This is a genomic window from Paenibacillus sp. MAH-35 (assembly GCF_058135425.1).
Map to the genome: position 1 here is coordinate 151,050 of NZ_JBYUPU010000013.1, position 22,497 is coordinate 173,546.

The 22,497-nt window shown below is 50.7% G+C and carries 26 protein-coding genes and 1 pseudogene; 8 read left to right on the forward strand and 19 right to left on the reverse strand.

Annotated features, from left to right (window positions below; all coding sequences use genetic code 11):
- Nucleotides 1–203 precede the first annotated feature (203 nt).
- Nucleotides 204–1,454 carry a DUF445 domain-containing protein gene (locus AC3Y2E_RS16545; RefSeq protein WP_379212189.1) on the forward strand — a complete coding sequence of 417 codons (1,251 nt, stop codon included), beginning with the start codon at nucleotides 204–206 and terminating at the stop codon, nucleotides 1,452–1,454.
- A gap of 155 nt (nucleotides 1,455–1,609) precedes the next feature.
- Here AC3Y2E_RS16545 and AC3Y2E_RS16550 read toward each other — a convergent pair whose 3' ends face one another.
- A complete protein-coding gene (locus tag AC3Y2E_RS16550; RefSeq protein WP_379212191.1) occupies nucleotides 1,610–3,856 on the reverse strand; it encodes an FAD-dependent oxidoreductase in 2,247 nt (748 codons plus the stop codon).
- 123 nt (nucleotides 3,857–3,979) lie between these two features.
- Here AC3Y2E_RS16550 and AC3Y2E_RS16555 point away from each other — a divergent pair, with 123 nt between their 5' ends.
- The gene (locus tag AC3Y2E_RS16555) at nucleotides 3,980–4,825 is read left to right on the forward strand and encodes a helix-turn-helix domain-containing protein (RefSeq protein WP_379212193.1); all 846 of its coding nucleotides are present in this window, start codon (nucleotides 3,980–3,982) and stop codon (nucleotides 4,823–4,825) included.
- 13 nt (nucleotides 4,826–4,838) lie between these two features.
- Here the strand turns inward: AC3Y2E_RS16555 and AC3Y2E_RS16560 are convergent, their stop codons facing one another.
- The 8 genes from AC3Y2E_RS16560 to trxA all read right to left on the reverse strand — a co-directional run bounded on the left by AC3Y2E_RS16560 (nucleotide 4,839) and on the right by trxA (nucleotide 9,306).
- Nucleotides 4,839–4,985, reverse strand: coding sequence for a hypothetical protein (locus tag AC3Y2E_RS16560; protein ID WP_379212195.1), 147 nt, complete (start codon nucleotides 4,983–4,985; stop codon nucleotides 4,839–4,841).
- A gap of 248 nt (nucleotides 4,986–5,233) precedes the next feature.
- Nucleotides 5,234–5,434 carry a copper ion binding protein gene (locus tag AC3Y2E_RS16565; protein ID WP_379212197.1) on the reverse strand — a complete coding sequence of 67 codons (201 nt, stop codon included), beginning with the start codon at nucleotides 5,432–5,434 and terminating at the stop codon, nucleotides 5,234–5,236.
- A 24-nt stretch (nucleotides 5,435–5,458) separates the two neighbouring features.
- Entirely contained in the window at nucleotides 5,459–5,797 is a 339-nt protein-coding gene (locus tag AC3Y2E_RS16570) for a metal-sensitive transcriptional regulator (RefSeq protein ID WP_379212200.1), read from the reverse strand.
- 111 nt (nucleotides 5,798–5,908) lie between these two features.
- On the reverse strand, nucleotides 5,909–6,439 hold the full coding sequence (locus tag AC3Y2E_RS16575; protein ID WP_379212202.1) for a YceI family protein: 531 nt from the start codon (nucleotides 6,437–6,439) through the stop codon (nucleotides 5,909–5,911).
- A gap of 126 nt (nucleotides 6,440–6,565) precedes the next feature.
- Nucleotides 6,566–7,426: a VOC family protein gene (locus AC3Y2E_RS16580; protein WP_379212204.1), complete on the reverse strand. Its 861-nt coding sequence runs from the start codon at nucleotides 7,424–7,426 to the stop codon at nucleotides 6,566–6,568.
- 204 nt (nucleotides 7,427–7,630) lie between these two features.
- Entirely contained in the window at nucleotides 7,631–8,110 is a 480-nt protein-coding gene (locus AC3Y2E_RS16585; protein WP_190925882.1) for a DsrE/DsrF/DrsH-like family protein, read from the reverse strand.
- 20 nt (nucleotides 8,111–8,130) lie between these two features.
- On the reverse strand, nucleotides 8,131–8,919 hold the full coding sequence (locus tag AC3Y2E_RS16590; protein WP_379212207.1) for a sulfite exporter TauE/SafE family protein: 789 nt from the start codon (nucleotides 8,917–8,919) through the stop codon (nucleotides 8,131–8,133).
- 69 nt (nucleotides 8,920–8,988) lie between these two features.
- Nucleotides 8,989–9,306, reverse strand: coding sequence for a thioredoxin (gene trxA, locus AC3Y2E_RS16595; RefSeq protein ID WP_379212209.1), 318 nt, complete (start codon nucleotides 9,304–9,306; stop codon nucleotides 8,989–8,991).
- Nucleotides 9,307–9,510: 204 nt separating this feature from the next.
- Between trxA and AC3Y2E_RS16600 the strand changes: the two genes are divergently transcribed.
- Nucleotides 9,511–9,711: a hypothetical protein gene (locus AC3Y2E_RS16600; RefSeq protein ID WP_379212211.1), complete on the forward strand. Its 201-nt coding sequence runs from the start codon at nucleotides 9,511–9,513 to the stop codon at nucleotides 9,709–9,711.
- 92 nt (nucleotides 9,712–9,803) lie between these two features.
- Here AC3Y2E_RS16600 and AC3Y2E_RS16605 read toward each other — a convergent pair whose 3' ends face one another.
- Complete coding sequence (locus tag AC3Y2E_RS16605; protein ID WP_379212214.1) at nucleotides 9,804–10,919, reverse strand: ABC transporter ATP-binding protein; 1,116 nt, start codon at nucleotides 10,917–10,919, stop codon at nucleotides 9,804–9,806.
- A 1,082-nt stretch (nucleotides 10,920–12,001) separates the two neighbouring features.
- Between AC3Y2E_RS16605 and AC3Y2E_RS16610 the strand changes: the two genes are divergently transcribed.
- On the forward strand, nucleotides 12,002–12,253 hold the full coding sequence (locus AC3Y2E_RS16610) for a hypothetical protein (RefSeq protein WP_379212216.1): 252 nt from the start codon (nucleotides 12,002–12,004) through the stop codon (nucleotides 12,251–12,253).
- Nucleotides 12,240–12,527, forward strand: coding sequence for a hypothetical protein (locus tag AC3Y2E_RS16615; protein WP_379212218.1), 288 nt, complete (start codon nucleotides 12,240–12,242; stop codon nucleotides 12,525–12,527). The genes AC3Y2E_RS16610 and AC3Y2E_RS16615 overlap by 14 nt, the downstream gene beginning before the upstream one ends.
- A 157-nt stretch (nucleotides 12,528–12,684) precedes the next feature.
- Here the strand turns inward: AC3Y2E_RS16615 and AC3Y2E_RS16620 are convergent, their stop codons facing one another.
- From AC3Y2E_RS16620 to AC3Y2E_RS16660, 9 genes and pseudogenes are all read right to left on the reverse strand, one after another.
- Nucleotides 12,685–13,116 carry a GNAT family N-acetyltransferase gene (locus AC3Y2E_RS16620; RefSeq protein ID WP_379212220.1) on the reverse strand — a complete coding sequence of 144 codons (432 nt, stop codon included), beginning with the start codon at nucleotides 13,114–13,116 and terminating at the stop codon, nucleotides 12,685–12,687.
- Between the two features lie 72 nt (nucleotides 13,117–13,188).
- Nucleotides 13,189–14,079 (reverse strand): annotated as a pseudogene (locus AC3Y2E_RS16625) (IS1595 family transposase); the annotation flags it as partial.
- Nucleotides 14,080–14,327: 248 nt separating this feature from the next.
- Nucleotides 14,328–15,011, reverse strand: a complete 684-nt coding sequence (gene thyX, locus AC3Y2E_RS16630; protein ID WP_379212222.1) for an FAD-dependent thymidylate synthase — start codon at nucleotides 15,009–15,011, stop codon at nucleotides 14,328–14,330.
- Nucleotides 15,012–15,314: 303 nt separating this feature from the next.
- Complete coding sequence (locus AC3Y2E_RS16635) at nucleotides 15,315–15,569, reverse strand: hypothetical protein (protein WP_379212225.1); 255 nt, start codon at nucleotides 15,567–15,569, stop codon at nucleotides 15,315–15,317.
- A 134-nt stretch (nucleotides 15,570–15,703) separates the two neighbouring features.
- Nucleotides 15,704–16,087, reverse strand: a complete 384-nt coding sequence (locus tag AC3Y2E_RS16640) for a hypothetical protein (RefSeq protein WP_332073278.1) — start codon at nucleotides 16,085–16,087, stop codon at nucleotides 15,704–15,706.
- Nucleotides 16,088–16,434: 347 nt separating this feature from the next.
- Nucleotides 16,435–16,731 (reverse strand): Fic family protein, encoded by a 297-nt coding sequence (locus tag AC3Y2E_RS16645; protein ID WP_379212227.1) that lies wholly within the window; start codon nucleotides 16,729–16,731, stop codon nucleotides 16,435–16,437.
- On the reverse strand, nucleotides 16,706–17,113 hold the full coding sequence (locus AC3Y2E_RS16650) for a Fic family protein (RefSeq protein ID WP_379212229.1): 408 nt from the start codon (nucleotides 17,111–17,113) through the stop codon (nucleotides 16,706–16,708). Before AC3Y2E_RS16650 ends, AC3Y2E_RS16645 begins: the two co-directional genes overlap by 26 nt.
- Nucleotides 17,114–17,674: 561 nt before the next feature.
- Nucleotides 17,675–18,514: a TrmH family RNA methyltransferase gene (locus tag AC3Y2E_RS16655; protein ID WP_379212231.1), complete on the reverse strand. Its 840-nt coding sequence runs from the start codon at nucleotides 18,512–18,514 to the stop codon at nucleotides 17,675–17,677.
- A 21-nt stretch (nucleotides 18,515–18,535) separates the two neighbouring features.
- Nucleotides 18,536–19,195: a potassium channel family protein gene (locus AC3Y2E_RS16660; protein WP_379212234.1), complete on the reverse strand. Its 660-nt coding sequence runs from the start codon at nucleotides 19,193–19,195 to the stop codon at nucleotides 18,536–18,538.
- A 157-nt stretch (nucleotides 19,196–19,352) separates the two neighbouring features.
- On the opposite strand from AC3Y2E_RS16660, the gene sspI reads away from it, so the two are divergent.
- From sspI to AC3Y2E_RS16675, 3 genes are all read left to right on the forward strand, one after another.
- Complete coding sequence (gene sspI / locus AC3Y2E_RS16665; protein ID WP_190925896.1) at nucleotides 19,353–19,556, forward strand: small acid-soluble spore protein SspI; 204 nt, start codon at nucleotides 19,353–19,355, stop codon at nucleotides 19,554–19,556.
- Between the two features lie 298 nt (nucleotides 19,557–19,854).
- The gene (locus AC3Y2E_RS16670; protein WP_379212237.1) at nucleotides 19,855–20,604 is read left to right on the forward strand and encodes a response regulator; all 750 of its coding nucleotides are present in this window, start codon (nucleotides 19,855–19,857) and stop codon (nucleotides 20,602–20,604) included.
- Between the two features lie 3 nt (nucleotides 20,605–20,607).
- On the forward strand, nucleotides 20,608–22,059 hold the full coding sequence (locus tag AC3Y2E_RS16675; protein ID WP_379212239.1) for a sensor histidine kinase: 1,452 nt from the start codon (nucleotides 20,608–20,610) through the stop codon (nucleotides 22,057–22,059).
- The last annotated feature ends 438 nt before the right edge of the window (nucleotides 22,060–22,497 follow it).

The window sequence follows — 22,497 nt, forward strand, 5'->3', positions numbered from 1 at the left end:
GTGTTCCGTACCTTGTGCCGCGGGTGGTACGAATCCTTAGATTATATGCGGGTGTCCGGTAAAAAAGACGAGATCCCCCGGGCTTGGATGACCGTTCCGGATTGCTGACAGTTGCGAGCGAATGAAAACGAACGTTTTTCGATTTCCGCATTTTGGAGTACAATGAAGAGGAGATCGAATGAGGGAATAGAGGAGTAATTACGATGAAAACGAACACGAGACATATCGCCGCCATTTCGCTGCTCGTTATGGCGATCGGCTTTCTGATAACGGTGCCGTTCTCGTCCATCGGCTGGGTCCGTTTTCTCCGCGGCGGGTTTGAGGCCGGACTGGTCGGAGGGCTGGCCGACTGGTTTGCCGTAACCGCCTTGTTCCGGCATCCGCTCGGAATCCCGATTCCGCATACGGCCATCCTGCCGAACAACCGCAAGCGGGTGACGAAAGCGCTCGTATCAACCGTCGAGAACGATCTGCTCAGCAAGACGAGCATTCGCGCCAAGCTCAAGCAGTTGTCCGTCACGTCCAGACTGCTGGACGGCGCGGCAGCGACGATTCATCAGAAAGAAGCGGCTTCGGCCATCGTGTCGGTGAGCGATTATGCCGTCCGCTCGTTCCCGCTTGAGCGAGTTGTACCGGTGCTGGAGCGCGAGATCGGCAGCAAGCTTCAGTCGATCGATACGGCGAGTATCGCCTCGAGGCTGCTCGATTACGCCTATGCAAACGATTGGGACGGCAAATCGCTCGACTTCGTGCTCGACTTTGCTGAAGAATTCGTCAATCGGGAATCGACGGTGCGGCAAATGGGGGCGATGGCTTCCGATGCGATCGGGCGCATACCGGCCAACGGACTCATGTCGTTCGCGCTGAACGCGTTCGCCGGCTTTATGAGCGAGGAACGGCTCGGCGAGACGATCCGGCAAATGCTGCAAACGCAAATCTGGGAACTTCGCGACGAGCGGAACGCCACCCGGATTGCGATCAGCGAGACGCTTCGGTTGAAGCTCGATACGTTCGTGGCGAAGCCGGAGACGAAGGAAGCGCTGGAGCAGTGGAAGGCCGACCTGCTGTCCCGCTTCGATCTGGCCGCTACGCTTTCCGGATTTCTCGAGCAGGCGCGCGAGCGGCTGCTTGCCTTCATCCACACCGAAGCCTACGCATCGGAGGTCGTCGTACCGATCCTCGATCAGGCGATCGAGCGGGTCCGGCAATCGCCCGAGCAGGTGGAGCGGATCGAGACGTTCATCCAGGACAAGCTGGCCGGCTGGATCGAGAGCAATCATAACAAGATCGGCGCTCTGATCGAGGAAAATATTAACAAGTACGACAACGACACGCTGATTGCGATGCTCGAAGACAAAATCGGCCACGATCTCCAGTGGATTCGCGTCAACGGGGCGATCTGCGGCTTCGGAATCGGGCTTGTACTCTCCGCATTCCACATGCTTGTTGTCTAGCTCGTTCCCACAGGTAAAAGACGCTTCCGATCCACAAGTACGTGGTGGCGGAAGCGTCTTTTCCTCTTAGCTTCATGATTCGAACCGATTAGTCGCTTGGAGTTCCGGAAGCGTCATACAGCCCGATCGGCATGGGGGGCTGGGTCGTTGCCGCATCAGCTGTAAGCCCGAATCTCGATCAGCTCCGCCCGCGGGCATCCGTTGGTCCGCTCGACCACGACGCGCAGCTTGCCGGTCGTTACGGCCTGGAACCGGTGCGTCTTTTTGCGCTTGCGGTTATCCGTCTCCCGGTGAAGCACCGTCCACTCTCCGTCCACCTGGGCCTCCACCCGGTAATCGGCAGCAAGCTCAGGCATCACCTCAAACGGCGTGCGGATATAATGCAGATTGATCAAATATTCGTTCACATCGTCGTTCCAGATCAGCTGCACCTCGGATACCGATACCGGGTCCGGCCAGCTTAGCTCCAGCCATTCCTCGCGCCCTTCCGTCATCGGCTGCGATACCCACATATGCGGTCCGCCGTACGGGCGGGCACAACCGTCGATCGCGCGCCCCGCCGCATAAGCGGCCGTAACGCCGGACAGGCGGAAACAAATCGGATTGCGCGCCAGCTTGCGCATGCTCCATTCGACAACCGGCTGAGCCGGCTGACGCTCTTCGAGTCTCGGATCGACGACAGGCTGTTTCCCGCGGACAAACGATAACACGCCCGTCACCGGCTGATTCGACAGTCGCAAAGTCACAGCATCGTTCGCTCTGACGATGACGAACGCATTGCACGGTTCGGACGGATGCCAGGGCAGCTCCGCCTCGACCCATTGCTCCGCGCCCGCCTTGACGCGGATATCCGCTTTAGCGATCCGGGAATGCGGAACATAGTTCTCGGCGCGTCCGGTATCCCACAGCTCGACTTCCAGCACCGTCTCCTCGGACACGTCCGCCAGCAGCCCGATGCGCTCCATAGCCGGATGAACCGGGAACAGCAGCCCGGCGTCGGCTTCGAGCGGCAGCGTATCTTCCGCTTTATCGATGGACAGTTCGGTCCGCTCGCTCGAGGCAGCGGCGGCGGCCCTTCTCGCATGATCGAGCGGATCGCGGTTGACGAGCCCGATAACCGACGCATCCTGGCGCAGCAGCGTCTGCTGTAGCTCCTCCAGATGATCCGCGTGCAGCTCGCGCGGCGTCACGCCCTTCTCGGCGCATAACGCGGCCGCCGTGCCCGCCGCTTCTCCCATGATGGCGCAAGTCGCCATGACCCGGGTCGTACCGAAGGCGACGTGCGAAGCGCTAATGTTGCGCCCGGCCATCAGCATGTTGGACACGTTGACGGAGTACAGCGAACGGTACGGAATATGATAGATGCCGTCGGCGTACATATGCTTCGAGCCGCTTTCTACGGCATACATCCCTTGCGGCGGATGCAGATCGATCGACCAGCCTCCAAACGCGACGCGATCGTCGAAAGGCTCCTGGCGGAGAACGTCGTTCTGGTTCAACACGTAATCGCCGATAAAGCGGCGATACTCCCGTTTCCCCGGAATCGAGCCTACCCACTCCAGCGTCAGATTGTCGGCATCGAATTTGCCCGAGTGCTTAATGTAATCCCAGATTCCGTAAATCGCCGACCACAGTTCGTCGCGGATGCGTTCATTCTCATGCACTGTATCGACCTCGCCGCCCCATTCGATCCACCAGTAGTAGCAGCCCGAATCGCCCGACCGGATGATGCGCCGCTCCGTTATCGTCGTTTTCGTAATATCAATGGCGAATGACGGCGGAACGTATTTGACCGGATGCCCGAGATCCTTCGTATAAAACAGTAGCGTGCTGCCGAGGGTGATATCGTCGGCCGCTTGCGGCGCCCACGATTCGCCGTACACGTCCGCCGCTTCGCGCCCGATCCGGTAGGTCGCGCCGGCCAGAAAGCCGATAAGACCGTCGCCCGTACAGTCCGCGTAGAGAGAGCTTTCGAAGCGGATTCGGCGCTCCGATCCCATCATCCAGCCGGTTACCGACGTTATGCGCCGGTCTCCCTCCGGTCCCGTTGCTTCAACCTCGTGCACATCCGTATTCAGAAACAGCTGAATGTTGGGCTCCGCCTTGACGGTCTCCAGTACGACCAGATCCCAATAATACGGGTTTCCGTCCGGGTTGCGGAATTGGTTCTCCACGAACATCTCGCCCATGATTCCGGTCTCACGGGCAAATCGGTTCGTGCCGGTTGCGGAAGCGCCGCTGACCCATACCCGCACCTCGCTGCTCGCATTGCCGCCGAGCACAGGCCGGTTCTGCACGAGCGCCACCGTCCGGCCTTGCCGGGCGGCTGCAACCGCGGCGCATACGCCTGCGAGTCCTCCTCCGATGACCGTAATATCCGTCCGTATAGTTTCCTTCTTCACGCGTCTCATCCCCTCTTGAAATCTTTTACACATAATTTCATGATAGAGGATTCTATTTTCTTTTTACATTCAATAAGTTATCATCAATTTATACTTTATTTCACTTACAGGAGTGACTGTGCGATGGATGCGACGGCGCTGGAACGGTGTCTCCCCAAAACCGACAACGTGATGTATTGGAAGCAGAAGGAACGATTTCTGTTTGAGGTGGACACCCATTACAAGTGGATGATGTTCGCCGTCGAATCCGGCTCGTTCCGCTATGAGATCGGCGAGGAGAAAGGCATCGCGGAGCGGGGAGATCTCGTGTTTTGTCCTCCGTTCGTCCCGTTTGGCCGTACGGTGGTCCGGCCGCTAACCTTTTTCGTATTTAACTTCTCGCTGGAAGACGGTTCGAGCCCGGCGGGCAGCGAGGAAACGGGCGCCTGCTCCGTTGGCGCCGGGACGGTCGCTCCCTCCGGACTGCCTGCGGGAAAAGTGACGATCCGCGACCATAACCGGCTGTTTTCCGACTTTGATTATTTACGGGCGGTGTGGGATCTCCATGAAGAGCCTTATATGAACCGCAAGCAATATTTGCTTCAGGATATATGGCGTTTGTACAGCTGGGAAGCGGGCGAGGGGCGTTTGTCCGGAGATGCGAAACGGGACCCGCTGATGGAACACGCCGGGCAGATCATCCGGGAGCGGGCGCATGAGCCGTTTAGCCTGAAAGAGCTGGCGGGGCAGCTCGGGTTAAGCCCGGTCCAGCTGACCCGCAGATTTAACGCTTCGCAACATACGACGCCGGGCGCTTACTTGACATCGATCCGGCTGAACCGCGCACGGGCGCTGCTGGTCGAGACCGACTTGACGCTTGACGATATCGCCCGCCGCTGCGGGTACGACAACGGCTTTTATTTCAGCCGGGCCTTCTCGGCCAAGATGGGGATGCCGCCTTCGCGCTATCGTCAGACTAACCGGTTGTAGGTCCGGTGAGCTCTTACATCCCTGATAAAGCCGCCTGCAGACCGGTCGCCAGCAGCAGCGCAAACGTTGTGCGGGTGAACCAGACCTGGCTCAGCTTGCGGCTCAGCACGGCACGAATTCCGTAACCGGGAATCGCTTCGAACGATTCGGATGCCGGCATCGAGATGCGCGGCTCTGAATATCGGCTACAATCGCTTCAGCAAGCGGATGCTCCGATTCCGGTAATTTGCATCGTTGCATGTGCTATGGCGGCGGACTGTCCGGTAGTACTCATCATCGATCAGACCTTTAATGTAGGCAAAAATACCCTCGTGGGGTATGTATTTGACAGAAACAAGGGAGCCACCGTCTGATGGCTCCTATTCTGTACCCTTAGTATCCCACAGTTATGCCGTATCCATTCCACAATTATACGACGTCGTAGCCCTGATCTTCGATCGTAGCCTTCACGGTGTCGAGCGACAGTTTCGACTCGTCGAACTGGACCGTTACCGATTTGCCGGCGAGATCTACCTTGGCGGTAGCTCCGATCGTTTTCATGGCGCCCTCTATCGAATTGACACAATGATTGCAGGACATACCTTCGACTTTTAAAGTAACGTTTTGCATGACGGATTCCTCCTGATTAGTAGTTTATTTCATCAGTTTATTAACGGTGACGAGCAGCTCGTCAATAATATCCGGATCGCCGGCCTGGATTTTGTCGACGACACAGCTTTTCAGGTGTCCTTCGAGGAGCAGCTTGCCGACACTGCCAAGCGCCGACTGGATGGCCGAGATTTGATTCAGCACGTCGTCGCAGTACGTATCTTTCTCGATCAGCCCTTTGACTCCGCGAATCTGCCCTTCGATCCGGTTCAGCCGGGTGATGAGGTTTGCTTTCATTTTATCCGAATGATGGCTTCTTCTCTCACCGGCCGGTTCGTTCCCGCAACATCCCGTCTCGTGCTCAAGCGGAATCGTATGCTCCATATTGAATCACCTCACAAGTTAAATATACAATACCCCCCGTGGGTATGTCAACCATAAATAAAACGGCGACCGGGTTCACCGAATCGCCGCCTGCCAGATAGCCTTTCCTTGTTACGCTTTTACGCCTTCGATATCGATCGAGATTTTGATATCGTCCCCGATCAGCACGCCGCCCGCTTCCAGTACGGCATTGTAAGTCAGGCCGTAGTCGCTGCGCTTGATTTTGCCTTTGCCGCTGAAGCCTGCTTTCTCATTGCCCCAAGGGTCTTTGCCGGCTCCTTCGAACGTTACGAGGAACGTCTCAGGACGGGTAACGCCATGGATCGTCAAGTCGCCGGTAACGTCATATTCGCCGTCGTCCTTCGCTACGATGCCGGTCGACTTAAACGTAATGCTCGGATACTTCTCCGCGTCGAAGAAATCCGGGGAGCGCAGGTGCGCGTCGCGGTCTGCGTTGCGGGTGTCGATGCTGCTTATGTCCACTGTAAATTCGATGCTGGCTGTAGTAAGGTCTTGCGGGTCTGCTTCTACCGTCGCCTCAAATTTATGGAATGAGCCTTTTACGTTGGCAATCATCATATGTTTAACCGAGAAGTCAATGCTGCTGTGAGTCGGGTCAATCGCCCAGTTCGTCTTCGACATAATCAAAATCCTCCTCATATTGTTCACTAACTTATTATAATTTATTTACTTATGTTTCGTAACAATATTATCTTAAGTGAACTACTTCTCTTTGTCAACGGGAACATGGCGAATATGTGGAAATATTTACTCTCCGGCCGTCAATCTGATTCCGATGCCTGAAGGGTCCTTCAGCATCCAGCCTCCGTCGTGCTCCTGCACCGGTATCCCTGCGCTTCGCACCCGGTTTACGGTCGCTTCGAGCTCTTGCCGATCCGGAATTACGATATCGTAATACGATAATCCTACCGCATGATCGGGAGGCGTCGGTGCCCCTACTCCGGCCCACACATTCAAGCCGATATGATGGTGATAACCGCCGGCCGAGACGAACAATGCGGCATTTCCCATCCGGGCGACCAGATCGAAGCCGAGCACTCCGCCGTAAAATTCCCACGTCCGGTTCAGGTCGGAGACGTGCAGATGGATATGTCCGATTGTCGTGTCGGGATGCAGCCCGGTCCACGGCAGGTCGTCCGCCTCCTTCAGCAAATCGTCCAGATCGAGGGGATCAACCGCCATCGCGATATCCCCGTTCGGGAGATGCTTCCACTCATCCCTCGGACGGTCCGCATAAATTTCGATTCCGTTGCCGTCCGGATCGTCGAGATACAGCGCTTCGCTCACCAAATGATCGGAGGAGCCGATTCGTATGCGGTGTTCCACAAGCCGGCGCAGCGACAGTCCCAGCGACCGGCGATCCGGCACGAGAATGGCAAAATGGTACAGGCCGGATGTGGATCGCTTGGGCATCGCGTGCCCGCCGGCAATTTGCCGCAGCGTAAGGAGCGGCCGCTTCCCGTCAGCGGTCAGCTCGGCGACATCCGCTTCCTGCCGGAGCACCTTCAAGCCGATAATATCGCGGTAGAACGGAATAGAACGCTCCAGATCGGCTACTTTCAGATAGACGGTACCTATGGACGTGCCCGGATATATGCTGTGTGTCATCTTCGTTTCCTCACCTTCGTATATGATTTCAGATCTATTATTTATTCGGTGTTCATTAATTACTTTTCGTAAGTAAGTGTATAATAGTAATTAACTTCTGTCAAGCGAAACATTTTCTTTTACATCGTCTGCTTCCGGAAACGCAGAAACCTCCCGCCCACCAGATGTGGGTAGGAGGTCTGCCCGGTTGTCGCCAACTTTCGATCAAATAAACAAATTGACTTTAGCGTCGGACGCATCGCCTAAATAAGCGGCGACTCCCGCATATTCAATTTCGTCCATCAGCTCCTCTTTTTGCAAGCCGAGCAAATCCATTGTCATCGTACAAGCGACCAGCTTCACCCCTTGTTCGCGGGCAAGCTCGATCAATTGCGGCAAAGAGAGCGCATTGTGCTTTTTCATCACATGTTTGATCATCTTCGGGCCCATCCCGGCAAAGTTCATTTTGGACATCCCGAGCTTGTTCGCCCCACGTGGCATCATCGCTCCGAACACCCGCTCGAGCCAACCTTTTTTCACCGGTACAGGCTGATCCTTCCGCAGCGTATTCAACCCCCAGAATGTGCAAAAGATCGTTACCTCGTGATCGTAAGCGGCCGCTCCGTTCGCAATAATAAAGGCGGCAATCGCCTTGTCCAGCTCCCCGCTGAACAGTACAATCGTCGTTTTTTCTTTTTGGCTCATGATTTATTATTCCCCTTTCGTTATCCCATCAACAGATCCAGCCATATTTTTACGACCGTCGCCGTAATCAGTCCGGCCAATATCCACTGGAGCGCCTTCACGTTCATTTTCTTTCCCGCTTTCGCGCCAAGCGGAGAAGCGATGACGCTCGCGATCACCATCACCACGGACGGGATCAGCAGCATATGGCCGCCCATTACTTTCCCTGCCGTTGACCCGATCGAAGACAGAAACGTAATGGCGAGGGACGAGGCGATCGCCACGCGGGTCGGAATTTTCAGCAAAACCAGCATGATCGGCACCGTAATAAAAGCACCCGCCGCCCCTACGATCCCGGATAAAACTCCGACAACCGCAGCGGACCCGGAAGCGAGCATCGGATCAAACCGGATCTTCGAGTAATCGTCGACATCCTGCTGCTTTTTAGGCATAAACATCATGACAGCCGCGACTAGCGCCATAACGGCGTACGTAACGTTAATAGCCGTATCCGGCAAAAATTTCGAGCCGTATCCTCCCAGAAAGCTGCCTGCGATAATCGGAATCCCCATATAAAGGACAAGCTTTTTGTTAATAAAGCCTCCCTTGCGGTAGGCGAGCATCCCCGACAACGTGGCGAAAAACACCTGAACGGCACTGACAGCCGATACCTCCTGAGCCGTCAAAGCGGCAAAACCGAGCGCCGGTGGAATATACAGCAGCATCGGATATTTGATGATCGAACCTCCAATGCCGACCATGCCCGAAATATACGACCCTATGAAGCCGATAAGAAATAAAGTTACGATCCAGCCGACTTGGACGTCCATGACTCGTCCCCCTCTCTATAAAGGAATACATACCCCCATGGGTATCAATTCCGTCAAAAAAAATTACGGTCAGGCATGTCTCATAACGGCATTTTTAAGAACCTGGAGCGGTTGTACGCCGACAAAGCGTTCGACCTCGACTCCGTTCCGGAACAAAATCATCGTCGGTATCCCCTGGATGCTGTAACGAACCGCACCAGTCGGGTTCTCGTCGACGTTCAGCTTGGCAATGACGGCGGCGTCCCCCACTTCCTCCGACAATTGCTCGAGGATCGGAGCGATCATCCGACAAGGTCCGCACCACGGCGCCCAGAAATCGATCAGGACCAGCTTGTTGTTCTGAATAACCTTTGCGTAGTTGTTATCGGTAATAGGCATCGTCGCCATATTCCATTCCTCCTCAAATATTATACTTATACATGTAGGGGTATATATTCATCATAGTAGCATTTACACTCGATGTCAACCTGCCGATCCGATTTTGCGCCACTTTGGCAAGTGGATGGTCCGATTACCGGCCAAATGGATGGTTACAGGAGCATTGTCCCCTGTTACTCTAAACGTACCAAATCCGATAAAGCAGGTGATCCTATGGCGATTTACGCTGCCTTAATCATCTTTTTCATAATCTTGTCCGCTGTCGCTACGATCTTGGTCGGGATATCCAAACAAAACCGGGACGGCAATCCCGAATACGAAAAAAGAACGAGCGGCAACATGGTCCGGCTGACTTCCTTTTATGTAATCGCCGGTATCATCGGGATCGGGATTATGCTGTATGTGATCTATTGATCCGGCTGAACGCCAAAAGACTGTACCCCGTAACGTACGTCCCGGGATACAGTCTTTTTTCATTTATCAAGGATGCAATAGTTATTTTCCCTCTACCGTATCCGCTCTCCGGTGCCGGTGTCGAAGAAGAGGACATGCTCCCTATCCAGCGATACCGCCACATGGTAATCCGGCTCATAACGGTTGGACGGGCTTGTCCGCACGACTAGCAGGCTGGGCATCCCGATATCGAGATACACAAAGCGGTCCGCCCCCATCAGCTCGTCCTGGAGGAAGATGCCGCTGATCGTCGCCTCGGGATGCCGCTCCGCCCGGATCGGGTCCACACTTACATGCTCCGGACGAATACCCAGCGTAACCCTTTTGCCGATCAGCGGCTTAGAGGAATCGTGTCCGGCTTTAGGCGCGGACAGTTCAAGTACAAACTTGTCTGTGTGAAATTCCAGCTTCCCGTTATGCGTCTGCAGCCGGCCTTCGATAAAATTCATTAACGGCGATCCGATAAAGCTGGCCACAAACAAGTTGGACGGATTGTTGTACACTTCCTCCGGCGTATCCACCTGCTGGATGACTCCATCCTTCATCACAACGATCCGGCTCGCCATCGTCATCGCTTCGGTTTGATCGTGAGTCACGTAAATCGTCGTCGCCCCGAGCTGCTTATGAAGGCGGATCAATTCGGCCCGCATCTGCACCCGAAGCTTGGCGTCCAGATTGGACAGCGGCTCATCGAGCAGAAACACTTGCGGATTACGCACGATCGCCCGCCCGAGTGCGACCCGCTGACGTTGTCCTCCGGACAGCTGGCTCGGTCTGCGCTCCAGGAAGCTTTCGATCCCGAGCACCCGCGCCGCGCGTTTGACGGCCGTATCGATTTCATGTTTCGGCTGTTTGCGAAGCCTTAACCCGAAGGCGATATTTTCGTAGATCGTCATATTTGGATACAAGGCGTAGTTTTGAAATACCATCGCGATATCGCGGTCTTTCGGGGGAAGGTCATTAACCAGCACCTGATCGATATAAATCTCGCCGCGGCTGATCTCCTCCAGCCCCGCAATCATTCGCAGCGTAGTCGATTTGCCACAGCCGGACGGCCCGACGAATACGATAAACTCCTTGTCCCCGATTTCGAGATGAAAGTCTTTGACGACAGCCTGCTTCTCCTTGCCGTAATACTTGTACACATGATTCAGCAAAATTTTGGACATGATCCGTTCCCCCTTCTGCATGTTCCCGTCTGTAAGCTGCGGAATCGAATCCACCTTCGATCAGTTCGGTTGAATCTGTATAGTTTACATGTTCAGCATTTCCCCTGTGTAAAACCGGGTTGAAGGATTTGTAAATGCAAGGAAAAACAAAAGACAGCCGCTCGTTAGCAGCTGCCCTGAGTTTCGAACCGGAAGGTTCGTGGAGATATATTAGGCGGGTCCGGGCCGATCGCCCCTGTAACCAAATAAAAATTACCGTCTCCGATTTTGCCCTCCCCCAACATGCCTCAATCCCTTGCCCCACAAGGCTTCTCCTGCAATTCTGGGATAAAAATTTCTGTCCTTGTCATGTCAGGTTTCGGAGGTGCAAAACTGGAAGAGAACTGGTTCAATTGTGACCGAAACGAGATAAAAATTCGTGTCCAGAAGGGCAGGTTAAAGGACAGGTGAGAGACTGGGATCATGTGCTCTAAAAACCATGGTAAGAGCTTGAGGAAAAGCTTGAGAAAAGCCTTCCCCACAACCCATAAACCCTTGAACAGCCTGGTTTCTGCTTGAATAGCTATTCGGGATCCAATAGAGAAATCCCTGCTTTTGATCGCCGCGGCGGACGAAAAAAGACTGGAGAAACGCTTGGGGAAAGGCCCGTGCATTTTCCAGTCTTTAGTCTTGTTTGGTCACTAATTTTTATCTAGAGACAGTTATTTGGGGCTTGGACAGGAATTATTTATTTGTTAAACAGAAGAGACTGATTGCCTTATCCGTCAATTATATTTTTCATAGAAATCAGTTATCTATATATTTTTTTGAATTCACTACAGTATAATCAATTTTTGCTCCAAGTTTATTTAACAACCTTACATCTGGTGGAGCAGAGTAATTATTTTGAATATTTTCCATGTCAACGTTCCCCGTCCCATATAGAATTTTGTGTCTTTTACTCTCACCAAAGTTTCTCAAGAAATCAGTAAATTCGCAGTAAAGTGGCGGACAAACTTTCAACTCAATACGGCTTCTCTGTATCCGATACGGATGTAGAAGCAATTTATCGAGACAAATGCTTGATCGTGAATGGGGAGAAGATGGAGGAAAGCAAACAAATCGTTGATCAATTGATGGAGGACCACGTCAAAGAAATCTTTAATTTTGCACGAAGCCGAAAAGTCAGCTTTTTCGCAAATACTGAATTGATCTTTGTTGGTGGAGGTTCAATATTACTGAAAGAGAACCTTATTAAAGAATTTCCTGCCGCCGCTATTTCTGATAACGCTCAATTTTCAAATGTGTTGTCCTTTCTTATAATCTTGGAGGCAAAGCACCATGAGAAATCGTAATCGTTTATCCATTTCTTTTAGGAAAGAGCATCGGCACATTTTTGAATATTTGATGAGGATTTCAAATAAAAGTGATTTCATTGCAAAAGCTCTAGAGGCATACATCAGCGGCGGTAGGTATTCGTCCATTTCGCATGAAGAAGTAAGGAAAATCGTAGCCGAGATTCTAAACGGTCAGACTACAATAACTCAGACGTTGCTCCAGCCAGAAATTCCTCATGAGAATTCTATTTCCGAGGAAGATGCAGATCTATTGTCAAAACTCTTTAAATAGAATAGGCCGAGTGAATCAGGAATAAATGCCTTATCATCTCGGCTGCTTTAAAATATTTGGCTATGTTAAATTCTATTGTTGATATTTGACCATAAGAAAACCGCCTTCGTTGAAAAGGCGGTTTATTCTATCGTGCCCGTTACTTGAAGAAGAAGTATTATAATTTAAGTAATAAAACCTTCTTTTCATAGTTGTCTAAACACCATTGAAACTTCTTTAATATATGATTGTTAATTTGTTTGCCCTCATAGTCAAATTCTTCAAAACCAAATTTCCCATAAAAATGCTTTAACTCTTCAAATGGTAGACAGTACACTTCTTTTAAATTATTTTTTTTAGTTTCCTTTACCAAGTAATCAACTAACTCATTTGCAAGCGATAGTCCTCTGAACTCATCCAATATATATATACCGCCAATTTCAGCCTCTTCTTCATTAAGATAAACTATCCTTCCAACGCCTGCAAATTTATCCTTATATGTAACTATTGCAATTGTTTCACTTTCTAAATTACTCGGCACAAAGCCTATTTTCTGATACTGTTCATTTACCCATTGGAGTTCATTTTTAGTTGCTAATCTTATTCCCATTTCTTTTCCCCTCTCTAATTATATAGACCAAGTATAACAAAGAGAATTGATATAACTAAACTACCAGTTAGCTTAACAAGAATAAGCAGAAAGCCGAAGTTTGGTGTTCGTGTCGGTCACAGAAAACAGGCACGATTTGACCAACATATTTTTCTTATTCGATGCGGTATTCTCATATTCCTTGCTGTCTAAGTAACGAAACCACGCCAAGTAATTCTGCAAATACTTTGTTACAACACCATTGAAGCGATCCAACCATTTCTTCAAGCGGCTGTGGTAGCTGTTTACGTTTTGGATATGGTACACGCCTTTCACACGTTGTTTTCCGTCGGACTTGAAGCGGTAATGAGCCGAGCCTTTTGAATTCGCATAGGAGCTAAATGCCCTCCATGAATCAGTACATAGCACGTTTGAGTCAGATAGATGACCACCAATCGCTTCGTCTAATTTTGTAGTCCGAATACGCCCACGCCCAAGTACGCCAGAGTATGACATTTTCTGACGGTCACGGGCAACCAGCACGCACACTTGATCGTGGCTTATACCGCGATATTTCGCTTTGCCGCCAAGTTTACGTGGCTTGCGTTCAGTGTATTTCGCTTACCCTTTTCCGAGTATAGAAAGTAAGTCTCATCCATCTCAACAATATCTTGAAATGCTTCTGTTGGAAATCTGTTTTAGAGCAGAGAGAATCTTATGCCGCCAGTAAAACAAGGTGACATGCGTGACTTCATCGTTTAACTGCTCTGCACATTTTCTCGGAGAAAAGCCCTCAATCATGCATTCAATAAAACGAACCCACATATGAGGTCGCCTCGTTCGTTGCAGAGGAGTGTTCGTAAGGTCATTGAACGTTTGGCGACAGGACTTAAAACTGTAACATTGACGTTTAACCTCTCCAGTGCGTGTTTTTACAGCGTACTTTCCAAAGCGGACGACAGAATGGTTTTTGCAATGCGGGCAAACAAGCCCGTCTTTATGCTTCTGCTCTTGAATTTCATCAATCGCTCGAACAGGACACCAACGCACCCCTAGAAGCCCTGTAGGCGGTCTGATGATGTAAGTGGGGTGGGGGGGGGTTTATATTTATATTGTGCTAACCGCTTTAATAAATAGCCTAAGCACATCCAGAGAGCGACTATGAGTAAAAACGAAGCGATACCGTAAGGTATAAATAAAAAGCCCCCTCTGAAGAACAGAGAGGGACAAAACTACTTGAGCAATTCTTCCAGAGAAACGGGGAATAATGGTTTTACCAACTCATAAACTGCCTTAGCATATTGTTGAATTTCATATTGTGAGTCATGAGCAAGCCTTTGATTGAGGAAGTGACAAACAGACTGAAGTGAAGCTGTCCAATAATACGCTGTGTACATTCCATAAGCTGAAGGGATAAGCAGACGTGCTTGTTCAGGAGCGATACTATTCTCTAATGCCCACTCGTAATCCTTTAGCCCTTGTTCAATCTGACGAAGTAATCTTTGTGTGGCTTCAAGACCGACTGTATCAGTTACAGGCTCTCCGCTTCCTTGCTTAGAGTTCTCTGGCTTACTTCGCCAATCAGTTGGGTTAGGAACATAATTTTCTACATCAATCGTTATGTATCTTCTAGAAGCTTCATTCCAAGCATCCATTGTGTGGTCACTTCCAACTACGTACTTCCAATGTTGCCTTGCTACCATAAGGGGGGCGTAAACTTCAAATTGAATAGTAGCATGACGGAATGGGGATATATGATCTTCCCTTGCTAGAAACTTGATAAGCTTAACATCGTTAGGTGTAAGTTCCTTTGATTCTTTTGCATAGGAAACCCTTGCACTATTTACAACGGATAAATCCCCACCCATATGGTCTACAAGTCTAACATACCCTTTATCAAGTACATTCATTTTCATGTAAGGCATTCCTCCTCAAATCATATTTTCTCAAAAAAATATAATAACAAATAATGGATAGGTGGACTAGACTCTTTATGTGAAGATGTAGGATGGTTATGCTCACCCTATATATTGATGTAAACTTTGTGGTCAAAACGTACTATGTGCTTGGATATATTACAATGAACCGTATCATAAGTTACAACCAGGTCATTCCACTATCGAGACATGATAGTTGATAATAATCGGGGGCCATCAAAATAATGATGGCTCTCCTTATTAACAAGCTGGCTCTATTTCCTTAACAAAGTGGCTCTCTCATTAACCAAGCGGCTCTGCCGCACCGATATATTCAGTCAGACCCATTCCAACGCCTGAGAAGCCCTGAAACGTCTGATAAAAGCCTCTGAGATATGATTCGAGAATAAACCTGCTTTCTCCCGCTTTCTCCTGCCTTCCCCCAATCTCCCGCCCCTGCCCCAAAAAGAAAAGCCGAGCAAATGTCGGGGGAAATTGACCCTGAATCTGCTCAGCTTTTATACAACTTTTAATACTCGAATCAATTTCATAAATCATTTTCTCAGTGATCCGCTCAACCGAATATAAACATCGTTTTTTTTGAAAATTGAAGTTAAGCAGCTACTTTTTGAGCCTTTTTACTTCTAAATGGCTTCAACCTTTTTTCCTCTAAAGATAAGTCAACTTAAACATCAACCATTTTTTAAATAATTCTGATCTTCGTTCAACTTTTCTAACCATTTTTCAAGCGTCTGTTTTATCTCAAACCTATCCCTTGAACTAATTTCCATTAGCGTATCCCATTTCCCATTAGTGATTGCTAATCCATACTCGCCGCTCGCTCTTGAATCTGGATACCACCCTAAAACAATATGTATCCTTCTATTTTCATCTTTAGGTACATTCCAACTCCCTTTTTCAAGTTCCATTTTACTTATTTGAAGTAGGTCTTGTGTAAAGAATGTCCAATTTGTCAAGAAATCATCTTCATTGGGGTCTGATATCGGTTCAACATCATAAAACCTATTATAATAAATAGCGAAACCTTGTGGTATTCTTAGTTCCATTAAATTCATGTTATCATTCCAATCTAATAAAATCCGTGTTTTATTTACTTTTGTTATCTTTGAACCTCTGTCAAGATAGTAGACACAGAATTTAATGATTTAATGTATTAAAGTAGTACTGGCATTCAAAATCAGATGGCGTGCTGTATCCGATTGATGAATGAATGCGTTCATGGTTGTATGTCGAATACTATATATACATCTGGAGTTCTTCCTTTCTCTCTCTAGTGTGTGGTAGTGGTACTAAACACTTAAAATTTCAAGCCCAGTAAGGCTTTCGATTTATTAAATTGATTCACTCAACAAGAAAAGATCTAACTGTTAGGCAACAGAAATCATCCAAGTGGATGCAATAATTACACCTTTGGGAGCGAGTTAAAAAATGCATTATATCGCTGTTGCTCTTTCTCTATGGTTGTAACGGCATAAGCCGCAAATCCCTGAGCATCTTGATTTTCAAGAAATTGGAAATATTCGTGCTTATTTTCTTTTTGAATTACAAGAGGTACAATTTTATTTTGCAACAACAGATGCATCATGAGCAATCGACCTGTTCGACCATTTCCATCTGCGTATGGATGGATACGCTCATATTCGATATGACTGGAACAGACTGAAGCGATGATTTCATGTGGAGATTTGGCTTGTTGCATCGTTCAGATTTTCAAGCCACTGATGCATGATGGAAGGCGTTTCTGTTGGAGAGGCAGTCTGGAAACTCGCCCCTACAATCGCATTTTCCTGAGACTTGAATTGTCCTCTCTCGTGGTGAAGTCGATCCATCAGAATTGAATGAACATCGTGGACCATAGATATCGTAAGCTCTTGATCAATATGCTCGATAATATAGTTGAAAGCCATCCGATGGTTTTCGATCTCGTAAAATTCACGCACAGAAATTTTGCCAGGAATCGTGCGATGCAGAAGGATGGAAATGGCTTCGCTAAGTGTGATGGTATTATTCTCGATCGCGGAAGAATGATGTGTCATTCGAACTAAAAGATCGTCCAAGTAATCTTTTGGGAGATGCAACATGTAACCGCCCTTTTCTTAACCTGTTCATTATTTAATTATACCTTGCGTTCCCCACCCAATACAAAATTCAGGTCTTCCCAACCCAATCTCCCCAAATCTCTGCTACTTTGTAACCAAATAAAAATTACCGTCTCCGATTTTGCCCTCCCCCAACATGCCTCAATCCCTTGCCCCACAAGGCTTCTCCTGCAATTCTGGGTTAAAAATTTCTGTCCTTGTCATGTCAGGTTTCTAGGGTGCAAAACTGGAAGAGAACTGGTTCAATTGTGACCGAAACGAGATAAAAATTCGTGTCCAGAAGGGCAGGTTAAGTGCAGAGAAAAGCTGGGATCAGGGGTTTAAAATCCGAGTAAGAGCTTGAGGAAAAACTGGAGAAAAGCCTTCCCTGTATTTCCTGGACCCTTGATATGCTTGGGATTCTGCTTGGATAGATATTCGGGATCCAATAGAGAAATCCCTGCTTTTGATCGCCGCGGCGGATGAAAAAAGACTGGAGAAACGCTTGGGGAAAAGCCCGTGCGGTTTCCAGTCTTTGGTGTGTTGTTGGACAGTTATTTTTATTCAGGGACAGTTATTTGAGGATTGGACAGGAATTATTGTTTTGTTAAAGCCCCGCTGCCGCATCGCCTCAAACAACAATACGGTAGCCGCCATCGCCACGTTCAGCGATTCGGACCGGCCCTTCATCGGGATAATCACTCCGGTATCGACCTGGGCGGCCACCTCTGCCGAGACGCCTTTGCCTTCGTTACCGAGGATGATCCAGGTCGGGACCGTTAGATCCGTATCGTAGCAGGAGCGGCTCGCCTGCAAACTTGTGCCCACGAGCTGAATGCCCCGGGATCTGGCGAGATCGAGCAGCGGCAGCAGCTCCGCTTCCACGACCGGCACATGGAACATCGATCCCATCGTCGACCGGACCGTTTTCGGATTATACAAATCGACCGTCCCTTTGCCGAGCACAACGCCCGTAGCCCCTACCGTATCCGCCGAGCGGATAATCGTCCCGAGGTTGCCCGGGTCCTGTACGCCGTCGACGACGACGACGAGGCTCTCCGGACTTGTGAGCAGTTGCTCTATCGTCTTCGCCGATTTGCGGACGATGCCGATGACCGGCTGGGGAGTCTGGGCGTCCGAGCATTTGAGGAGCACCTGCTCTGTGACGGCGATTCGCTCCACCGGCATCCCGTCGTTCAGGCACGAGGAGATCTCGGCCGGAAGGCCGCGCTCTTCCGAATAGAGAATCGTCTCCACACCCGCATCATATCGCAGCGCCTCCTGAACGAGATGAATGCCCTCGATAAGATAAAGCCCCTGCTTGTCCCGTCCTTTTTTGTCCAGCAATTGGGCCCACAACTTGACGCGGGGATTTTGCACCGATTCGATTTTAAGCTGTTTCATCAGTACCTACACGACTCCTTATTAGGCAAACGCCCGTTCCAGCACACGCAGCTGATTGTTTTGGCCGACGACGACCAGAATGTCGTCTTCCTTGATCATATCTTCCGCATTGGGCGAAATGTTCATTTTAAGCCCCGTCTTCAGCGCCATCACGTTGCAGCCATACTTGGCCCGGATGTCCAGCTCGCGCAAATTTTTGCCGATCATCGTCGAGGACGCCTTCAGCTCCACGATGCTGTAATCGTCGGACAGCTCGATAAAATCAAGGATGTTCGGGGACACTAAATGGTGCGCCACCCGAAGTCCCATATCCCGTTCCGGGAATACGACTTTGTCTGCGCCGATTTTTTTGAGCACTTTGCCGTGCAGCTCGTTGCGCGCTTTGACCACGAGCAGCGGCACTCCCATATCTTTTAGAATGAGCGTAGTCAAAATACTCGATTGTATATCTTCGCCGATCGCTACGACGACGACGTCAAAATTGCGGATACCGAGCGCCCGCAGCGCCTCCTCATCGGTGGAATCGGCTTGAACGGCATGCGTCACCATAGCGGAAACTTCCTGCATCCGCTGCTCGTTCGAATCCAGGGCCAGCACTTCGTAGCCGAGATCGTACAGCGATTTGGCGATGCTGGTGCCGAAGCGCCCCATTCCAATTACGGCGTATTGCTTCTGTTTCATCGTTCAGTTCCTCCCCCGTCCCTTTGTGCATGTATTATTATACCACAGTGCCGTCAGCACCGCGCATTCCGTACCGGACTCCTGCCGGTCGATACATGAACACCGGACCAAGTGCACATATTAGTAAACGGAATACGATGAAACCGGAGGTCCGATTATGATCTTAAGCTTACGGCAAGCCATCATTCAGCGTGTTCACGGGAAGTCGGAGGACGAACTGTACGAAGTGATCGAAGGATCGATCGGCGGTGACGACAAGGCATTGCCCGGACTCGGCGTTTTGTTCGAGATTATATGGCAGCATTGCGGAGAGGATATTCAGCATCAACTGGTTGATACGTTAAAAAACCATATGGACTGACCGTCAGCCGCTTGTCGCCAACCGACAGGCGGCTTTTTATGTCGCGATCGGCAAATCCTAGTCCTTTTGCTTCTTGCATCTGGGCCCTCAACCGAATATGCTGGAATTGTTACATATTGTAACAACGTTGATACAGTTCATGACTATCTACCATTGGACAGGCTCTTTATTACCGGCCGGGCCGATTCCTAGTAATCCCCTCGCTGCCAAAGTGTGGGTCCGAACGGTTCATGTTTAATACAATGTATCGATCTTTTTATCTTTTCCGAACTTGCGGTTCCGGATACGGAGGTGCTGGATGAAGCTGCTCGTTGCCGAGGATGACCCATCCGTCTGTGAAATGCTCCGGTTGTTTTTGGAGAAAGAACATATACAAGCCGAATACGTTCATGACGGCCATGAAGCGGAGAAGCTGCTTCGGGAGAGAAACTGGGACTTTGTGCTGCTGGACTGGATGCTGCCGGGACGGGACGGCTTGCAGCTGTGCGCGGAGCTCCGCAGCCGGTCCGACACCCCTGTTATCCTGCTTACCGCCAAAACCGCCGAGAAAGACCGGATAACCGGTCTGGAGCTAGGCGCGGACGATTACGTGACCAAACCGTTCAGTCCGCTGGAGCTGATCGCACGGATAAAGGCGGTTTTGAGGCGTTATAAGGCGGCAGCGCCTTCGCCGGTGCCTGAAGTCGAGGCGGGATTGGCGGCGGAGGCGGGAGCGGGGGCAGAGCCTGGAGAAGAGCCGCACGACGAGAGCCAAGCGATCCGGTACAAGGAGCTTGCCATCGATACGCACACCCGGGAGGTGACGATTCGGGGAGAGCTTGTCGCCAACTTAACTCCGAAAGAATTTGAGCTGCTCCTGCTGTTCGCCAAACATCCGAAAAAAGTATTTACCCGGGAACAACTGATCGAGAACGTCTGGGGGATCGATTATTACGGGGAAGACCGTACCGTAGACGTACATATCAAAAGGCTGCGCGACAAAATTGCCACGAAGGAGCGTCAATGGGTCAGTACCGTTTGGGGAATCGGCTACAAGTTGGAGGAGTAAAGGATGAAGCGGTTGTTTTCCCGGTATAAATTTACGTTTTTCCAGCGCCCATTCATCAGTTATCTGCTTGTCGCTTCCCTGCTGCTGGCTATGCTCGGGGCAGGCTTTGCTTCCTACGCCAAAAACCGGCTTCTGTATCCTTACAAAACGGAGGAACTGGTAGGCTATTCCCGGTTCGTCGGACGGCTGTTGCAGCACGAGGAAGCCCCCTCCCCAAAGCTGATGCAAGACCTGATCTTATGGAGCGAGCGGAATATATCGGTGATCGTGATGAATCGACAGGGAGATCGGCTCGAGGGAATAGCGGAGACGATGACGCCGGAAGCGCGGGAACGTACTATGTTGGACGAGCTCCGCAATCACTTGTGGCCGGGAAACAATGGGGCAACGTTTCGGATCGGCCAATCGACTCCCGCCCCCCTGCTAGTGGCCTCCAGCGCAGTGCCGTCCAAGTTTCATAACGAGGATGTCGTCATATTTGCTCTCTCGCCGGTCAAAGAGATCGATGCTATAGTTAGCTCCATGCTGCAATTTTTCGTCTACGCGGTGGGAGCCGTCCTCGTGTTGTCGCTGCTTATCATGTTCCGCTTGTCACGAGGCATGAGCAGCGCCGTCCGGACGATCCGGCAAGCGGCCGGTTCGATAGCCGCCGGGCGGTACGAGACCCGACTGGGCGTTACCCGTGCAGACGAGCTCGGCGATCTGGAGCGCGAGTTTAATGGGATGGCGTCCGTGCTGGAGCAGGCATCCGGTAAGCAAGGGTTGGCGGAGACGAGGCGGCGGCAGTTTCTGTCCGACGTTATGCATGAGCTTCGTACGCCGCTTACTTCCGTCCGTGGCATTACTGAAGGACTGAGGCACGGCAAAGTCTCGCCGGGTGAGGAGCAGAAGGCGTACGCGATCATCGAAGCCGAGACGAGACGGCTTATCCGGCTGGTCAACGAGCTGACCGACGTCGAGAAGCTGGAAACCGGACAAATCACCCTGCGCCCAGCGGTATGCCGCGTATGGGACCTATTCGAAATCGTAGCCGAGACGCTCGCTATTGTAGCCGCGGAGAAAAACATTCGCCTGCACATCGACTGCCCGGACGAGCTTACCCTATACGGCGACTATGACCGGCTCATCCAAATCACGATGAATGTCGTGAAAAACGCGATCCAGTTTTCCGATTTCGGTACCATTCGCCTGATCGGCTCGGAAACCGCGGAAGCTGTCGTCCTGGAAATTCGCGATCAGGGCAAGGGCATGTCGAAGGAAGAGCAGGAGCGGATGTTCGAGCGTTATTACAGAGGCGACCCTTCCCGCTCCAAAGACAAAGGGGAGTCCGGCCTTGGTTTATTCATCGTCAGGCAATTGACGGAAGCCCACGGCGGCACAGCCGACGCGGTCAGCGAGCCGGGAATGGGCACTACGTTCCGGCTTTCGTTTCCGAAGCCGCCCGCTGCCGACTAGGCTCGTGACAGTTGGACTCAGTCGGAAGGTAGTTGGAGGTCAAGCGGACTCTCGGCTCGGGCATGCCGGTAGCCGTTTGGGTTGAACAGTCGGCAGCGAGCGTGCTCCGGCACCTGGCACCGGCAGTCGCGATCGGGGGGGGGAGGCCGGTTTGCGGTTGGGGGGCGGGGGCAGGGACAAATAAGAGCCTTTCACCACCTCTATTTCACCGAAATTTCCGTTTCGATGCTAAATAGGAGCGATTTGAGGCTCTTATTCCGCCGGGCTTCCCCCGATTCCGCGTTTCCCCTCCAAATAAGAGCTCCTAACCACACTAGCGTTGCAAAGACTCTACCATAGTATGTCGGTTCGCATTATTTTAGTTAAATATGCTTTTAATTACTTTATTTAACAGTCTATTTTGCTGGCAGTTAGCCAAAAAGGATAACTCCAGCCAAA

Coding starts and splice junctions, on each gene's coding strand:
- AC3Y2E_RS16655 (WP_379212231.1), bottom strand. CDS start 18,514: ATGAAACAGCTTAAAATCGAATCGGTGCAAAATCCCCGCGTCAAGTTG.
- AC3Y2E_RS16660 (WP_379212234.1), bottom strand. CDS start 19,195: ATGAAACAGAAGCAATACGCCGTAATTGGAATGGGGCGCTTCGGCACC.
- AC3Y2E_RS16635 (WP_379212225.1), bottom strand. CDS start 15,569: ATGATTTATGAAATTGATTCGAGTATTAAAAGTTGTATAAAAGCTGAG.
- AC3Y2E_RS16600 (WP_379212211.1), top strand. CDS start 9,511: ATGGCGATTTACGCTGCCTTAATCATCTTTTTCATAATCTTGTCCGCT.
- AC3Y2E_RS16610 (WP_379212216.1), top strand. CDS start 12,002: ATGGAGGAAAGCAAACAAATCGTTGATCAATTGATGGAGGACCACGTC.
- AC3Y2E_RS16645 (WP_379212227.1), bottom strand. CDS start 16,731: ATGCAACAAGCCAAATCTCCACATGAAATCATCGCTTCAGTCTGTTCC.
- AC3Y2E_RS16585 (WP_190925882.1), bottom strand. CDS start 8,110: ATGAGCCAAAAAGAAAAAACGACGATTGTACTGTTCAGCGGGGAGCTG.
- sspI (WP_190925896.1), top strand. CDS start 19,353: ATGATCTTAAGCTTACGGCAAGCCATCATTCAGCGTGTTCACGGGAAG.
- AC3Y2E_RS16580 (WP_379212204.1), bottom strand. CDS start 7,426: ATGACACACAGCATATATCCGGGCACGTCCATAGGTACCGTCTATCTG.
- AC3Y2E_RS16650 (WP_379212229.1), bottom strand. CDS start 17,113: ATGTTGCATCTCCCAAAAGATTACTTGGACGATCTTTTAGTTCGAATG.
- AC3Y2E_RS16675 (WP_379212239.1), top strand. CDS start 20,608: ATGAAGCGGTTGTTTTCCCGGTATAAATTTACGTTTTTCCAGCGCCCA.
- AC3Y2E_RS16640 (WP_332073278.1), bottom strand. CDS start 16,087: ATGAATTTAATGGAACTAAGAATACCACAAGGTTTCGCTATTTATTAT.
- thyX (WP_379212222.1), bottom strand. CDS start 15,011: ATGAAAATGAATGTACTTGATAAAGGGTATGTTAGACTTGTAGACCAT.
- AC3Y2E_RS16555 (WP_379212193.1), top strand. CDS start 3,980: ATGGATGCGACGGCGCTGGAACGGTGTCTCCCCAAAACCGACAACGTG.
- AC3Y2E_RS16565 (WP_379212197.1), bottom strand. CDS start 5,434: ATGCAAAACGTTACTTTAAAAGTCGAAGGTATGTCCTGCAATCATTGT.
- AC3Y2E_RS16560 (WP_379212195.1), bottom strand. CDS start 4,985: ATGCCGGCATCCGAATCGTTCGAAGCGATTCCCGGTTACGGAATTCGT.
- AC3Y2E_RS16670 (WP_379212237.1), top strand. CDS start 19,855: ATGAAGCTGCTCGTTGCCGAGGATGACCCATCCGTCTGTGAAATGCTC.
- AC3Y2E_RS16590 (WP_379212207.1), bottom strand. CDS start 8,919: ATGGACGTCCAAGTCGGCTGGATCGTAACTTTATTTCTTATCGGCTTC.
- AC3Y2E_RS16575 (WP_379212202.1), bottom strand. CDS start 6,439: ATGTCGAAGACGAACTGGGCGATTGACCCGACTCACAGCAGCATTGAC.
- AC3Y2E_RS16620 (WP_379212220.1), bottom strand. CDS start 13,116: ATGGGAATAAGATTAGCAACTAAAAATGAACTCCAATGGGTAAATGAA.
- trxA (WP_379212209.1), bottom strand. CDS start 9,306: ATGGCGACGATGCCTATTACCGATAACAACTACGCAAAGGTTATTCAG.
- AC3Y2E_RS16570 (WP_379212200.1), bottom strand. CDS start 5,797: ATGGAGCATACGATTCCGCTTGAGCACGAGACGGGATGTTGCGGGAAC.
- AC3Y2E_RS16605 (WP_379212214.1), bottom strand. CDS start 10,919: ATGTCCAAAATTTTGCTGAATCATGTGTACAAGTATTACGGCAAGGAG.
- AC3Y2E_RS16545 (WP_379212189.1), top strand. CDS start 204: ATGAAAACGAACACGAGACATATCGCCGCCATTTCGCTGCTCGTTATG.
- AC3Y2E_RS16615 (WP_379212218.1), top strand. CDS start 12,240: ATGAGAAATCGTAATCGTTTATCCATTTCTTTTAGGAAAGAGCATCGG.